This window comes from Aquitalea sp. FG25 (genome assembly GCF_057809375.1).
Genome location: NZ_JBMDJV010000001.1, coordinates 307591 through 322591, shown reverse-complemented (window position 1 = coordinate 322591; position 15001 = coordinate 307591). Strand labels below are relative to the sequence as shown.

At 57.6% G+C, this 15001-nt stretch carries 16 protein-coding genes; 6 read left to right on the top strand and 10 right to left on the bottom strand.

What is annotated here, in order from left to right:
• Window positions 1-52 precede the first annotated feature (52 nt).
• The 3 genes from hemH (at window position 53) to ACODR9_RS01475 (ending at window position 4034) form a co-directional block, all read left to right on the top strand.
• Window positions 53-1141 carry a ferrochelatase gene (gene hemH / locus ACODR9_RS01485; RefSeq protein ID WP_488807232.1) on the top strand — a complete coding sequence of 363 codons (1089 nt, stop codon included), beginning with the start codon at window positions 53-55 and terminating at the stop codon, window positions 1139-1141.
• Window positions 1142-1334: 193 nt separating this feature from the next.
• Entirely contained in the window at window positions 1335-2552 is a 1218-nt protein-coding gene (locus tag ACODR9_RS01480; RefSeq protein WP_488807231.1) for a branched-chain amino acid ABC transporter substrate-binding protein, read from the top strand.
• A gap of 279 nt (window positions 2553-2831) precedes the next feature.
• On the top strand, window positions 2832-4034 hold the full coding sequence (locus ACODR9_RS01475; RefSeq protein ID WP_488807230.1) for a branched-chain amino acid ABC transporter substrate-binding protein: 1203 nt from the start codon (window positions 2832-2834) through the stop codon (window positions 4032-4034).
• A gap of 85 nt (window positions 4035-4119) precedes the next feature.
• Here the strand turns inward: ACODR9_RS01475 and ACODR9_RS01470 are convergent, their stop codons facing one another.
• Genes ACODR9_RS01470 through ACODR9_RS01460 form a run of 3 tightly spaced genes read right to left on the bottom strand, consistent with a single transcriptional unit; the run spans window position 4120 to window position 6059 of the window.
• Window positions 4120-4932: a crotonase/enoyl-CoA hydratase family protein gene (locus ACODR9_RS01470; RefSeq protein WP_488807229.1), complete on the bottom strand. Its 813-nt coding sequence runs from the start codon at window positions 4930-4932 to the stop codon at window positions 4120-4122.
• A 12-nt stretch (window positions 4933-4944) separates the two neighbouring features.
• Window positions 4945-5445 (bottom strand): DUF4442 domain-containing protein, encoded by a 501-nt coding sequence (locus tag ACODR9_RS01465; RefSeq protein ID WP_488807228.1) that lies wholly within the window; start codon window positions 5443-5445, stop codon window positions 4945-4947.
• 23 nt (window positions 5446-5468) lie between these two features.
• Window positions 5469-6059 (bottom strand): TetR/AcrR family transcriptional regulator, encoded by a 591-nt coding sequence (locus tag ACODR9_RS01460; RefSeq protein ID WP_488807227.1) that lies wholly within the window; start codon window positions 6057-6059, stop codon window positions 5469-5471.
• Window positions 6060-6178: 119 nt separating this feature from the next.
• Between ACODR9_RS01460 and dapF the strand changes: the two genes are divergently transcribed.
• From dapF to ACODR9_RS01445, 3 genes are read left to right on the top strand one after another with little or no spacing between them, the layout of a single operon-like run.
• The gene (dapF, locus tag ACODR9_RS01455; protein WP_488807226.1) at window positions 6179-7009 is read left to right on the top strand and encodes a diaminopimelate epimerase; all 831 of its coding nucleotides are present in this window, start codon (window positions 6179-6181) and stop codon (window positions 7007-7009) included.
• A gap of 39 nt (window positions 7010-7048) precedes the next feature.
• A complete protein-coding gene (locus tag ACODR9_RS01450) occupies window positions 7049-7696 on the top strand; it encodes a DUF484 family protein (protein WP_488807225.1) in 648 nt (215 codons plus the stop codon).
• Window positions 7693-8262 carry a hypothetical protein gene (locus ACODR9_RS01445; protein WP_488807224.1) on the top strand — a complete coding sequence of 190 codons (570 nt, stop codon included), beginning with the start codon at window positions 7693-7695 and terminating at the stop codon, window positions 8260-8262. The genes ACODR9_RS01450 and ACODR9_RS01445 overlap by 4 nt, the downstream gene beginning before the upstream one ends.
• Before the next feature lie 61 nt (window positions 8263-8323).
• Here ACODR9_RS01445 and aroF read toward each other — a convergent pair whose 3' ends face one another.
• The 7 genes from aroF to serC form a co-directional block, all read right to left on the bottom strand.
• Complete coding sequence (aroF, locus tag ACODR9_RS01440; protein WP_488807223.1) at window positions 8324-9343, bottom strand: 3-deoxy-7-phosphoheptulonate synthase; 1020 nt, start codon at window positions 9341-9343, stop codon at window positions 8324-8326.
• Window positions 9344-9445: 102 nt separating this feature from the next.
• Window positions 9446-10024 carry a hypothetical protein gene (locus ACODR9_RS01435; protein WP_488807222.1) on the bottom strand — a complete coding sequence of 193 codons (579 nt, stop codon included), beginning with the start codon at window positions 10022-10024 and terminating at the stop codon, window positions 9446-9448.
• A 36-nt stretch (window positions 10025-10060) separates the two neighbouring features.
• Window positions 10061-10642 (bottom strand): LOG family protein, encoded by a 582-nt coding sequence (locus tag ACODR9_RS01430; RefSeq protein WP_488807221.1) that lies wholly within the window; start codon window positions 10640-10642, stop codon window positions 10061-10063.
• Between the two features lie 72 nt (window positions 10643-10714).
• Complete coding sequence (gene pheA, locus ACODR9_RS01425) at window positions 10715-11788, bottom strand: prephenate dehydratase (protein WP_488807220.1); 1074 nt, start codon at window positions 11786-11788, stop codon at window positions 10715-10717.
• A 4-nt stretch (window positions 11789-11792) separates the two neighbouring features.
• Window positions 11793-12380: an O-methyltransferase gene (locus tag ACODR9_RS01420; RefSeq protein ID WP_488807219.1), complete on the bottom strand. Its 588-nt coding sequence runs from the start codon at window positions 12378-12380 to the stop codon at window positions 11793-11795.
• Window positions 12381-12506: 126 nt separating this feature from the next.
• A complete protein-coding gene (locus ACODR9_RS01415; protein ID WP_488807218.1) occupies window positions 12507-13730 on the bottom strand; it encodes an MFS transporter in 1224 nt (407 codons plus the stop codon).
• Window positions 13731-13859: 129 nt separating this feature from the next.
• On the bottom strand, window positions 13860-14945 hold the full coding sequence (gene serC, locus ACODR9_RS01410) for a 3-phosphoserine/phosphohydroxythreonine transaminase (RefSeq protein WP_488807217.1): 1086 nt from the start codon (window positions 14943-14945) through the stop codon (window positions 13860-13862).
• Between the last annotated feature and the right edge of the window lie 56 nt (window positions 14946-15001).

Here is a 15001-nt window from a genome sequence, read left to right as displayed (position 1 = left end):
GCTGCTGACCGCAGAGTCGGCAGCCTCCACCTGAACAGGTAGCGAGAACCTCATGTCCGGATACCTTCCAGAACCACCCTTCTCTCATGACAGCCAGGCCAAAACCGGCATTTTACTGATCAATCTGGGCACCCCTGACGCACCGACAGCCCGTGCCGTGCGCCCCTATCTCAAGCAATTCCTGTCAGACACCCGTGTCATCGAAATCCCCAAGGCCATCTGGTGGCTGATTCTCAACGGCATCATTCTCAATACCCGGCCAAAACAATCGGCTGAGAAATACGCCAGCATTTGGAGCAAGGACGGTTCGCCACTGCTGGTGAATACCCGCAAACAGGCCGTCCTGCTCAAAGGACTGCTGGGTGAGCGCGGCCTGCGCAATCTGGTGGTGGACTATGCCATGCGCTACGGCCAGCCATCCATCGAAAGCGTTATCCAGAACATGCGTGCTCAGGGCGTGGACAAGCTGCTGGTACTACCGCTGTATCCGCAATATGCTGGCTCATCCAGCGCCACCGCCCTGGACGATGTATTCCGTGTACTGATGAAGCTGCGCAATATGCCCGCGTTGCGCACAATCAGACACTTTCACGACGACCCTGCTTATATCGATGCCTTGGCGCAACGCGTACAAGCGCATTGGCAACAACATGGCCGTGGCGAAAAATTGCTGATGAGCTTTCACGGGGTGCCGCGCTTCACTCTGGACAAGGGTGACCCCTACCACTGCGAATGTCTGAAAACCGGTCGCCTGTTGGCCGAGCGTCTGGGGCTATCCAAAGAACAATATGTCATCAGCTTCCAAAGTCGCTTTGGCCGGGCTGAATGGCTGCAACCCTATACCAGCGCCACGCTTGAACAATTAGGCAAGCAAGGCTGCAAATCACTGGATGTGATTTGCCCTGGTTTTGTTGGGGATTGCCTGGAAACCCTGGAAGAAATAGCCATGGAAGGAAAACATAGCTTCCAGCATGCCGGCGGTGGTGAATTTCGATACATATCCTGCCTGAATGACAACCCGCACTGGATTGCTGCGCTGGCAGGCATTGTGGAGAAAAATCTTCAAGGCTGGCAGGAAGTTATAGAACAAGATGCCACACTGCGCCAGCAACGTGCACAAGCCCTTGGGGCCGCGCGCTGACAACACAGAAAATAAATTGCAAGGCAACGAATAAACCCCGTTGACACCCGCGCAAACTGCTCCCCATAATCAGCGCAGCTGGTGGCCATTCCAAAAGAATGGACTGAATCAGTAATGGGTAAAGGCTGAATTTTAATCAGACTGCCCGCAGAGATCGCCAAGTCTACATAGATAAGATCAGGGGAAATAAAATATGAATAAGTATGCTCGTCTGAGCCTCATCGCTGCTGCTGCCATGACCCTGGCTGCCTGCGGCAAACAAGAGCAACCGGCTGCTGGTGCCGCCTCTGCTCCTGCCGCTTCTGCTGCCGGTGGTGATGTCACCGTCAAGATCGGTCAAGTATCCCCCATGTCCGGCCCGATTTCGCATCTGGGCAAAGACAATGAATTTGGCGCCAAGCTGGCCATCGAAGACCTGAACGCTGAAGGCGTTGAGATCGGTGGCAAGAAAGTCAAATTCGAACTGGTATCCGAAGATGACCAGGGCGACCCGAAAATCGGCACCCAGGTTGCTCAGCGTTTGGTTGATGCAGGCGTTGTCGGCGTTGTCGGTCACCTGAACTCTGGTACCACCATCCCGGCCTCCAAGATCTACTCTGACGCAGGCCTGCCGCAGATCTCTCCGTCCGCAACCAACCCGGACTACACCAAGCAAGGCTTCAAGACCACCTTCCGCGTAATTGCCAACGACGTTCAGCAAGGTACTGCGCTGGGCCAGTTTGCCGCTGATGGCCTGAAAGCCAAGAAGGTCGCCATCATTGACGACCGTACCGCTTACGGTCAGGGTCTGGCTGACGAGTTTGAGAAAGCCGTCAAGGCCAAAGGCCTGGATGTTGTGAAGCGTGAATTCACCACCAACACTGCTACCGACTTCAACGCCATTCTGACCTCCATCAAGGCCACCAAGCCGGACGTCATCTTCTACGGCGGTATGGATGCACAGGCAGGCCCGCTGGCCAAGCAGATGGACCGTCTGGGCATCAAAGCCAAGCTGATGGGTGGTGACGGCTGGCAAACTCCGGAATTCATCAAGCTGGCTGGTACCGCTTCTGAAGGTCAGTACTCCTCCAGCTGCGGCGTACCGCGCGACAAGATGCCGGGTTTTGCTGCCTTCAACGACAAGTTCAAGGCCAAGTTCAACACCGAAGTACAAATCTACGCACCGTATGAATACGATGCCGTACGTGTACTGGTTGACGCCATGAAGCGTGCCAAGTCTACCGATCCGAAGGTATACCTGCCTGAAGTTGGCAAGACCGACTACACCGGCGTTACCGGCAAGATTGCCTTTGACGACAAGGGCGACATCAAGAACGGTGCCGTTACCGTGTACCAAGTCAAGAACGGCAAGTGGGAAGTGGTATCCACCGTCGGTGGCAGTGCTCCGGCAGCCGCCAGCGCAGCCCAGTAATTACTGCTTCATGTCTTGCAAAAGCGCAGCTCAGGCTGCGCTTTTTTCATTTGGTATCCGATGAATGTACTCATGCAGTGACAGCAATCTGATCTGGATCAGCCACAAAGGTTGACGAAATGCTGCAGAACAACAAAAATAACCGGGTCAGTGGCGTCGATTGTATCCATTCAATGCCATCAACAGACCTCACCACCCCCGAGGTTTGCTGACATGAAATGCCAAAAGCTTTCGTGGCGAATGACCCTTATCAAATTCTAATTAGACCAGGGCATTTCCATGTATCTCCCACGTATTACCCTTATCGCCGCCGCCGTACTGGCGCTGACTGCTTGTAACAAGCAAGATGCTGCCGCCCCGCAACAAAACGCCTCTGCCGCCGCTGGTGCTACCGATGCCGTGGTCGTGAAGATTGGCTCTGCCAATCCGCTGACTGGCCCGTTTGCGCACTGGGGCCGCGATGCCGACAATGGCGTCAAGCTGGCTGCCGAAGAAGCCACCGCTGAAAACCTGAAACTCGACGGCAAGCCGGTCAAGTTCGAAGTGGTTTCCGAAGACGATCAGGCTGACCCGAAAACCGCCACCCAGGTGGCACAGCGCTTTGTCGACAACAAGGTTGCCGGCGTAATCGGTCACCTGACCTCCGGCGCAGCCATCCCGGCCTCCAAAATCTATTCGGATGCAGGCATTCCGATGATTGCTGGTTCGGTTACCAGCCCCAAGTTTACCGAGCAAGGCTTCAAGAACACCTTCCGCATCATCGCCAATGACCAGCAGCAGGGACAAGCGCTGGCCAAATTTGCCGTGAGCGACCTGAAACGCAGCCGCATTGCCATCATTGATGACCGCACCACTTATGGTCAGGGCCTTGCGGATGACTTTGCCAAGTCGGTAGAAGCTGCCGGCGGCAAGGTGATCAAGCGCGAATTCACCACCAACAGCGCCACCGACTTCATGTCCATCCTCACCTCCATTAAGGGTGAAAAGCCTGACCTGGTATTCTACGGCGGCATGGACGCGCAAGCCGGTCCGATGGTGAAGCAGATGCGCAAGCTGGGCATCACTGCTGACTACATGGGCGCCGACGGCGTGAATACCGCTGAATTTGCCAAACTGGGCGGCAAGGATGCCGAAGGTAGCTACGCCTCCAGCGCTGGCGCACCCAAGGAAAGCATGCCCGGCTTTGCCGCCTTCAATGACAAGTTCAAGAAGCGCTTTAATGCCGAGATCCAGGCCTACGCACCGTACACCTACGATGCAACCCACGTGCTGATCGAAGCCATGAAGCGCGCTGACTCTGCCGATCCGGCCAAGTACCTGCCGGAAATTGCCAAGACCAAGCTGCAAGGCGTCACTGGCGACATCGCTTTTGACCCCAAGGGCAATATCGTCAACGGTACCGTTTCGCTATACCAGCTGAAAAATGGCAAGTGGGAATCGGTGGCCAAGCCTGCTGCAGCGGCAGCCAGCGCAGCCCAATAAGCGCAGCGCAGCCCAATAAGCGCAGCGCAGCCCAAACAAAAACGGCAGCCACAAGCTGCCGTTTTTGCGTCATCAAGGACACGACTCAGTCACGAAAAATCACTTGCTGGCGCGTCATCGCAGCCATGCCAGCTTTCTGGATGTCTTCCGACAGCAGCATGGCTGCATTCCAGGTAGCCACATGATTCAAACTATCAGCCACGCTGTGATCACGTGCATAATTCAGCATTTCCTTGCTGCCGCGCACCGCCAGCGGGGATTTGCTGGCAATCAAGGCTGCAGACGCCAACGCAGCCGCCAGCACGGCGTCCGCATCAGGCAGCACCCGGTTGACCAGTCCGATACGCAAGGCCTCGTCGGCAGCAACATCACGCCCGGTCAGCGCCATCTCTCTTGCCATGCCCTGCCCGACCACGCCAGGCAAACGCTGCAGCGTACCCACGTCGGCCACCATGCCGATATCCACCTCGCACACGCCAAACACCGTATCGGCAGCAGCAAAACGGAAGTCCGCTGCCAGCGCAATATCCAGCCCGCCGCCCAAACAAGCACCATGAATGGCGGCCACCACCGGCTTGCGGCAGCGCTCCAGACTGGACACATTGTCCTGCAACTGCAAGATCAGCCGACGCAGCTTCTCGCGCTGTCGTCCCTCGCACTCGTCGGCAATAGCACCCTGAATGCCCAGTAGCATCGACAGGTCGATGCCGGAACAGAAATGCCTGCCCTGCCCGGCCAGTACCACCGCGCGCACCGTGGGCTCGGCATCGGCCCACTCCATCACCGACTGCAGCTCCTGCCACATGGTTTGATTCAAAGCATTGGCCTTGTCTGCCCGATTAAAGCGTACCAAGGCCACTTGCCCCTGCAACTCAACGTCAAAAGTTTGCCATTGCATGACTGGGCTCCTTTATTGGGGGCGCTTTTTGGGCACCCATGCCCACACCATTTCACAGACAACCGGCGATTCGCCCGACGCGTCTGTCACGGTGACATCAACCAGTACATCCCCCTTGTCCGTGGTGTACATGGTCCGGATCTGCTCGTCCGTCAGCGTGGCCACCGCCCGCATGTCACCCTGCGCACGCTTGACATAGTTTACTTTCATCGACTTGAGCAGCATCAGCTTGTCATCCGGCACATTCATGCCTATGACAAAACCGCTAGCCGTTTCCGCCAGTAGCGCCATCGCAGCTGCGTGCACGCCCTTGATATGGTTTTGCACCTTGCGCTGATTGCGTATTGAAACAGTCAGCCGGGTATGGCCTACCTGTTCAAAACGAATGCCCGAAGTCGACAAAAAAGGCACCAGCCGACCAAACAGCAGGGACAATACCCTGCTGCGCATGCCGACAGGCAATTTGCCCACCTTATCGGCAATGCGGCTCATACTGTTTTTTTGATAATCCATGCGTGTTAGCCCTCTGTTTTATGTCATGGAAGTGAACCATCCAGGCCCAGCAAGGCCCGGATCTGAATTTTCAGTACCTCGATAACCGCCCGATCTGTTCGCGCCAATTGCAAGCCACCCTGCAAGGCAGCCAGCATCAACAAACCCATCGCCTCGGCCGTGCCGGCATAGCGCATGCTGCCATCGGCCCGTCCGCGCTCCGCAATGCTGACCGCCCAGTCACGCATTTCCTCGACAAAGGCATTGGCTTCCAGCTGCATTTCGTTTGGTAGCGTCTGGTATTCGGTAGTCAGGATGCCACTGGGGCAGATTTGCTGGTCGTGCTCAAAATAGGCATCCGTCAGGGTGTAATAGCGCTCCAGTTGCTGAGCTGGCGTCAAGGCAAGCTGCGCCTCGATAAAACGCTGGAAACGGCGGCGGTAGCGCTGGATCAGCGCCACGCCCAGATCAGTCTTTTTGGGGTAGTGGTAATGAATCGCTGCATTACGGACCCCCAGTGCCGAACTGATGTGCTGATAGCTGAAAGCATTGTAGCCGCGCGTGAGCAGCAGCTCCTCGGCGATATCCAGGATGCGCTTGCTTGTATCGCTCTTGGCTTCGGTGGCAGGTTTCATCAGGAAACTTTACTTACTGGTTAGTAAGGTGTCAATCGAATGGCTCCAACGCTGGACAGGCATGGCATATCAGTTATGATGGAAGGCATTTGGCCAACCCTGAGACCGGACCTATTCCGATGCGACTCAAATTCAGCAAGATGCATGGCCTGGGCAATGACTTCATGGTAATTGACGGTGTCAGACAAACCGTCTCCCTCGATACCGACAGAATCCGCCAGCTCGGCAACCGCCACTTCGGCATTGGTTTTGACCAGATGCTGTTGGTGGAATCCCCCCAGCAAGAAAACAACGACTTCCGCTACCGTATTTTCAATAATGACGGCAGCGAAGTGGAACAGTGCGGCAACGGCGCGCGCTGTTTTGCCAAGTTTGTCTGCGACCAGAAACTGACCAACAAGAAGGCTATCCGGGTTGAAACCGCCAAGGGCGTCATCATTCCGGAATACCTGGGCCAGAACCAGTCCATCGTCGATATGGGCGTGCCGCGCTTCCGCCCGGTGGACATTCCCTTTGTCGCCGAAGGTGAGGCTATTACTTACCCGCTGGATACCGGCGGCTACAGCTGCGACATCAGCGTGGTATCCATGGGGAACCCGCACGCGGTACAGGTGGTCGATAGTGTCGATACCGCGCCGGTTAAGGAGCTGGGCGCACTGATAGAAGCCCATCACCGCTTTCCGGAAAAGGTTAATGCCGGCTTCATGCAGATTGTTTCCCGCCAAGAAATCCGTCTGCGTGTTTTCGAGCGCGGGGCCGGCGAAACCCTGGCCTGTGGCACGGGAGCCTGCGCGGCAGTGGTAGCCGGAATCCGCCGAGGCCTGCTGGATGGCAAGGTATTGGTGCATACCCGTGGTGGCGACCTGCAGATCGAATGGCATGGCGAAGGCCACCCGGTACGCATGACCGGCCCGGCCATGACGGTATTCCAGGGCGAAATCGAAGTCTGAATTGCCAAGGCGCGCAAGCGCCGCACAAGGAGAATGTTGATGCAAAGCGAAGAGGTTCTGGCCTTTCTGGATAGCCATCCGGATTTTCTTCAGCACCATGCCGACCGCTTCGGCCTGCGCAGCCAGGTTCCACAGGACCGGGTAGTGGTTTCGCTGGCAGACCGGCAGATGCTGGAACTGAAAGACCGCAACCGGCAACTGGAAGCCCGCTTGCATCAACTCATCCGCCACGGTGAGGCCAATGACCAGATCATCCATAGCGCCCACCGCCTGTCGCTGACATTGCAGCGCTGCCTGAACCTGCAACAGGTGGCCGACGGGCTGGCCAGTTGCTTTCATCAGGACTTCGCCCTGGATCGCATTGCATTACGCCTGTGGCATCCGGCGGCGGAGTCCTCTCCACTCTACAATGCCCGCCATGAGGTCCAGGCGCTGACACGCAATCTGTCAGCCCCCTACTGCGGTCCCTATGTCAATGATGAGGTGCTGGGCTGGTTCCCAGCCACTCCAGTACTACAGTCCTTCAGCCAGATACCGCTGACCGATGCCAGTGGCACTGCATTCGGCCTGCTGGTGCTGGCCAGCGATGACGCACAGCGCTTTACTTTCGACATGCACACGCACTATCTGGCGCAAATGGGCGAGATCATTTCTGCAGCATTGCTGCGCGTACTGGGACAGGCATGACGGCAACAATTGGGGGCTGGGCTCTCATCCTGCTGCTGACTGCCTATCTGCTGCACATACTGTGGCGACAAATTGCAGCACGCAGCCCGGTAGCCATTGCAGCTTTTGTTGCCGGCTATTTCCTGCTGGCGACAATGATCCGTCTTGCCGAGCCCTACCAAGTGCTGCGCCCCATCTGGCTTCCCTTGGTCTACAGCTATGCATGGCTGGCCATTGCAGCCGCCATCTGGCTGCCAGCCACCGCCAGCGCCAGCCGCAGCGGATTGCACTTTCCCGGAGAATCACCCCGCATCACTGCGCTGCTTGCCTCGCAGCTCACACTTGGCCTGGGTTGTCTGCTTACCTCTCCGTTTCTGGATTGGCGCCCGATGGCTGCCTATATCATGTTGCCGCCGATGATCGTGGTGATCAGCTACATGCTCTATCATGTGTTTCTGCTTGTTCTGCTGCACAACAAGCAAGGCAGGCTCTCATGGGGCGTATTACTGGCCAGCACACTACTGTCGCCATTACTCTGCAATCTGCTGGGAAGCAGACTAGCCCCTATCCTGCTGGGCTGGACCTGAGCCAAGATGGCAATAAAAAAACCGGCACTCGCCGGTTTTTTTATTGTTTACCCGATAATATTCAAGCCAGGCCGCGCCCCAGCGAAGCGGCCAGTGCGGATAGCTGCTGCATCAGCAAACCGAACTCCGCCGGACTGAGCGCCTGCTCGCCATCGCACCAGGCGTTGGCCGGATCCGGGTGAATGTCCAGCATCAAACCATCTGCTCCAGCCGCAAGCGCCGCCTTGGCCAGTGACGGCACCATCCATGCCTTGCCAGCGGCATGACTGGGGTCGACGATAACCGGCAAATGCGTTTCACGCTTCATCACAGCGATGGCAGAGAGATCCAGCATATTGCGGTAGGCCGACTCGAAGCTGCGGATGCCACGCTCGCAGAAAATGATGTTGTGGTTGCCACCTGCGGCAATGTACTCGGCGGCCATCAGCCACTCAGCCAGTGTGGAAGACGGGCCGCGCTTGAGAATGACGGGCTTGTTGATACGGCCCACTTCTTTGAGCAGGCCGACATTCTGCATATTGCGGGCACCAATTTCGATGACATCTACGTCATACTCCAGAAACGTATCCAGCAGCCGCACATCCAGCAATTCGCTCACCATGGGCAAGCCCTGACGGCGCGCCTCCTGCTGCAAGATATCCAGCCCCTCCACCCCAACCCCCTGGAATGCATAGGGGCTGGTGCGCGGCTTGAAAGCACCGCCACGCAGCAATTTGCCACCATGCTGGCGCACCATCTGCGCCGATTGCGCCATCTGCTCCGGCGTTTCAACCGCAGCCGGACCCGCGATGACATGAATGACAGACCCGCCAATAGCCAGGCCTCGTACCTGTACCACGCTATCCGCCGGGTGCACTTCCCGCGATACGATGCGGTATTCCTTTACCACCCGCATGGCCCGCTCCACACCCGGCATCAGGGCAAAAGCATCCGGGCTGAACACCCGCTCATCCCCCACCGCCCCGATGATGGTTCGCTCAGTACCGCGAGAGACATGCTCGCTCAGGCCTGCGGCGCGAATCTTGTCGACAACGGCCTGAATCTGCTCATCCTGTGCGTAACGGGTCATCACGATAATCATGCTGTATTCCTGCGAAATGGATTGGGGCGGTCATGCTGGCATGACAGTCAGATTGCCAGGCCGACACCGATTTTATCAGAAGCCGACAGCGAACGATGTCGGCTATTTGCGCAAATGCTGCCACTGCCGAGACATGCGCCGCCCCAGGCGCGACCATACCGACGACCGCCGCAAGCGGATGCGCAACAAGGCCAGCAGGCGTTGTGCTGCCTGCCAGGCGCGCGAGGCAGCAAGGCGTCCATACACATAAGCCTTTAAGCGCATAAACAGCTGGTACGCGCGGGCAAACCAGCCCACACGCATCAGTTGGTTCCGCGTCAGCGCAAACAGACGTGCAGCCACTGCTGTTCCCAGCAGCTTGGCCAGCAGAATCACCAGCAGGCCGGATACCGCATGACCTCGACTGATCAGCAGCACCGCAGCCAGCTTGACCGGCAACAGACCCAGCACCGGCAGCAGGAACAGACTGAGCGCCACCGATGGCGATGCCCGGGCAATGACAGCCTCAATCTGGCGCAGCACCGGCAAGCGCCCAAGCCGTGCCAGCCAGGCAGACAGCTCCTCCCAGGCAAATTCCTCGAATGCAATCAACAGGGCCGCCAGCAGCACCAGCGGCCCGGTCAGCAGGCGGCGCATGCGCCAGCGCCATGTTTTGCTGCCTGCGCAGCGCTCATCGGTCATATCGGTTTCCCCGGGGCGATAACTTGCCAGATGGGGTCAGGTCTTGGCCAGATCAAGCCATTTCAGCGTCTGGCGTGGTTGATAGGCACGCATGGCGTCCAATAATTGCGCTACATCCGGGGAGTGGGAAAACAGTTCCATATTGCTGGCCGGCACAAAACCTTCCGCCACGGCATGGCGGCTGAGTGCCAGCAAGGGCTGGAAGTAAGCGGCCACATCCAGCAGGCCAACCGGCTTGTCGTGGACCGACAGCTGCGCCCAGGTCAGGATTTCAAACAGTTCATCAAAAGTGCCAAAGCCGCCGGGCAAGGCGACAAAGCCATCGGCCATCTCGGCCATCATGGCCTTGCGCTGGTGCATGGTTTCCGTGACATATAGCTCGCTGAGGCCCATGTGTGCTACTTCCTTGGCCTTGAGAAACTCCGGAATCACACCGATCACCTTACCACCCGCCGCCAGTGCGGCATCGGCAGCCACGCCCATCAACCCCACCTTGCCGGCACCGTATACCAAGGTGATGCCCTCTTCGGCCAGCGTGCGGCCAAATGCGGCAGCTGCCGCCACGTATTCGGGACGCGCCCCTTTGTTGGAACCACAAAACAGACAAACCGACTTCATGTTTACACTCTCCCAAAAAGCCGCAGCCGGGCGGAGTACTCCAGCCCGGCTGCGTATTGCATAACAATAAACTTACAAAACTGCTTGCGGGTAAGAACCCAGTACTTTGACAAAAGAAGTCCGCTCCGCCAGCCCGGCCAGCGCAGTGGCAACATTGGCGTCGTCGTGATGGCCTTCCATGTCGATGAAGAACACGTAGTCCCACAAACCAGCGCGCGAGGGGCGCGATTCGAACTTGGTCATGGAAACACCATTATCGGCCACTGGCGCCAGCAATTGGTGGACTGCACCCGGACGATTAGGCGCAGCCACCACGATGGAAGTCTTGTCCTGGCCGGTTGCACCAACTTGCTGATTGCCCAACACCAGAAAGCGCGTGGTGTTATTAGGTTCGTCTTCAATATTCTCCGCCAGTTTGACCAGCCCGTAGCGTTCGGCAGCGGCCTGACCGGCAATGGCTGCGGCCTGCGGGTCCTCTCCGGCCAGACGTGCGGCTTCGGCATTGCTGGCTACCGACATGCGCTCGACATTTTCCGGCAGATTCTTGTTCAACCATTCGTGACATTGCGCCAGCGCCTGGGCATGGGCATACACCCGGGTAATCCCGGCCATACCGTCTTCCTTGCGCAGCAGGTGGTGATGGATGCGCAGCACCACTTCACCGCAAATGCGCAAGGGGCTACTTACCATCAGGTCCAATGTGCGGCCAACAGCGCCTTCGGTGCTGTTTTCCACAGGGGCCACCACATAATCCAGCGCGCGGGATTCCACCAGGCGGAAAGCCTCATCCACCGAGGCGCAGGCCACCGTGCGGGCCGCATGGCCAAAATGCTTGATTGCAGCCAACTGGGTGAAGGTGCCTTCCGGTCCCAGATAAGCGATGGACAAGGGCTTTTCCAGCGCCAGGCATTCGGACATCACCTCCCGGAACAGGCGGGCTACGCTTTCATTCGGCAAGGGGCCCGGATTGAGCTGCTGGATACGGCGCAGCACCTGGGCTTCACGCTCCGGGCGGTAGATGATGCCACCGCCCTTGATTTCACCGATCTCGCGAGCATGGCTGGCACGGCTATTGAGCAGATGGAGAATCTGGGCATCGATAGAGTCGATGGCATCGCGGTGTTGCTTCAGCAGTTCTTCTGACACGTAATCAATCTTTCACTATGACAAACTGGCCTTTTCCAATCTGGTAAGTTTCCGCGAGATAGCCTTCCGTCGCAAGCACCAGTCGAATGAAATCCGCACATTCGCTTGCATGCGACAAGACATTATCCACCACAACCAGGCCGCCTGAGCGCAGAATCCTGCACAGATCAGGCCAATAATCCACATAACGGCTGCGATCTGCATCCAGAAACACCAGATCCACGCTGCCAGCTTCGGCGGTCTGCAAATAAGTGCCAGCATCCAGACAGTGCAGGTCCACCTTGTGCTGCAAGGCAAAATCCTGCAAATGGTGCGCCGCCTGCTGCTGTTTGGCCGGCAGAATATCCAGGCTGCTGATACGGCCCGGGCGATCACGCAAGGCCAGGGCCAGCCACAAGGTGGAGTAACCGTTGGAGGTGCCGATCTCCAGCACCTGCTGCGGATTGGCATGGCGCAGCAGCTGATACAGAAAACGCCCGGTATCCGGCGTGATGAACAGGTTTTTCATGGCGCGTTCGGTAGTGACGGCATCGTGATGCTCGCCCTCTTCCCAGATGGCATTCAAACGGGCAAACAGTTCGGTACTCAGCATGCAAGCTCCTGACGCTTCAAAAACAGGCTGTTATCAAGTCGGAAAATGCCATGACAAAGCGCGGTTGCTGGTACATCAACAGCAGTATCACCAGCAGCAGGCCCAGCACGGCAAACAAAGCGGTTTTCATGCAGCGGCCTTGTCGGCAAAGGCGGTGGATGCCTGCTCGCGAATCGGCAGATTAGCCAGCGCGGCCAGCACCCCCAGCACAATGGCGATGCCCCACACGATATTGTAATTGCCATTCAGGTCGTACAGCTTGCCCCCCAGCCACACACCAAGAAAGCTACCCAGCTGGTGCGAGAAAAACACCGCACCGGACAGCATGCCCAAGTGCTGCACGCCAAACTGGCTGGCGATAACACCATTGGTCAGCGGCACGGTGGAGAGCCACAAAAATCCCATCACGGCAGCAAACACCAGGACTGAAGGTACGGACAAGGGCAATAGCAAGAACAGGCCGATGGCAATGCTGCGCACAAGGTAGATGCCGGCCAGCAGCGGTGGCTTGGCATAACGGCTGCCTGCTTCACCAAAGATGAAGGTGCCAAAAATATTGAACAGGCCGATCAAGGCCAGCGCCAGACTGGCGATATTGCCCCCCATGCCATGGTCGCGCAGATAGGCCGGCAGGTGGACGCCAATGAACACCACCTGAAAACCGCAAACAAAATAGCCAGCCATCAACAGACGGAAGCCCTTTTCGGTCCATGCCCGGCTGAATGTATGCAGCATCCCCTGCAGCAAGTGCGGATGGGTGTGCGGCTGCGCCGTCTGCGGCAGTGATGCAGCCTGACGGGTAAGCGACCGACCCAATGGCAGCATCAACAAGGCACAAGCCCCCAGCACCAGCAAGGCAGGCAGCCAGCCCATGCCGTCAATCAAGGAACGCTCGATCGGCACCATGGCAAATTGACCGAACGAGCCAGCCGCTGCCGTCAGCCCCATGGCGCGCGAACGATAGGCAGCGGGTACGGTGCGGCCCAGTACGCCAAAAATCACACTGTATGTAGTGCCGGATAATGCCAGCCCCAGCAGCACCCCGGCAGACAGGGAGAACATGGCCGGACTGGCCGATACCGTCATCAGCAGCAAGCCCAGTGCATAGAGCAAGCCGCCCCCCAGCAGCACCTTGCCCGGGCCGTGGCGGTCGGCCAGTGCGCCGGCAAATGGCTGGGCCAGACCCCAGATCAGGTTTTGCATACCCAGCGCAAAGGCAAAGCTCTCACGCGTCCAGCCAAAGGCTGCTGTCATCGGCGGCATGAAAAAGCCGAAACCATGGCGAATGCCCATGGCTAGCGAAACGATGAGGCCGCCCGCAAGCAGCAAGCGTTGTATGGAGCGGTCCATGGAATGATTTCCGATATTGTTATGGTCAACCATCATAAAACCACTGCAGCCAATAAAAAACCCGTGTTGAACACGGGTTTTTGCACACAGTGTAGCGACAGCAGAACAATCTGCCCTGCCTCGTTAGCGTTAGCCGTTCTGGCGGGCAAAGTCCTGCATGAAGCTGGCCAGCGCTTTCACGCCCTCAATGGGCATGGCGTTGTAAATGGAGGCACGCATGCCGCCCACTACACGGTGGCCCTTGAGCTGAATCAGACCATTCTTGCGTGCTTCCATCAGGAAGCTTTCTTCCAGCGCCTCATCCTTCAGGCGGAATACCACGTTCATGCGGGAGCGGAAAGGTTCGTCAATGTGGGTGGTGTAGAAGCCTTCGCTGGCTTGAATGGTGTGATACAGCAGGCCGGCCTTTTCTGCGTTGCGGCTTTCCATACCCTTTACCCCACCTTGCTGCTTCAGCCACTTGAACACCAGACCGGCGATATAGATGGGATAGGTGGCCGGTGTGTTGTACATGGAGTCGGCGTCGGCATGCACCTGATAGTTGAGCATGGTGGGCAGGTCGGCACGGGCACGGCCCAGCAGGTCTTCACGCACCAACATCACCACCAAGCCGGATGGGCCGATATTTTTTTGCGCACCGGCATAAATCAGACCGAACTTGCTGACGTCAACCTCGCGCGACAGAAAGTCGGACGACATGTCACAAACCAGCGGCACGCCTTGGTCGGACGGCACAAAGGGAAACTGCAGGCCGCCGATGGTTTCATTAGAGGTGTAATGCAGATAGGCGGCGTCAGGGTCGCGCTGCCAGGTATTTTCTGCCGGGATATAGGCAAAGTTGCGGTCTTCGCTACTGGCCACCACATTGACATTACAGTAGCGGCGCGCTTCCTTGATGGCCAGCTTGGACCAGTGGCCGGTATTAACGATATCGACCGATTGTTTACCACCCAGCAAGTTGAGCGGCACCATGGAAAACTGCATGGAGGCACCGCCCTGCAGGAACAGCACTTTGTAACCGGCAGGCACGTGCATCAGCTCGCGCAGGTCCTGTTCGGCATCATGGATGATTTCCATGAATTCCTTGCCGCGATGGCTCATTTCCATCACGCACATACCGGAACCATGCCAGTCCAGCATTTCACTTTGGGCTTGTGCCAGAACGTCGTGGGGCAAAACTGCCGGTCCGGCGGAAAAGTTATACACCTTGGCCATGTCTGTCCTCAGTCATTGCTTCAAACTTGCGGCATGACCGGGCAGGCCACGCCTGT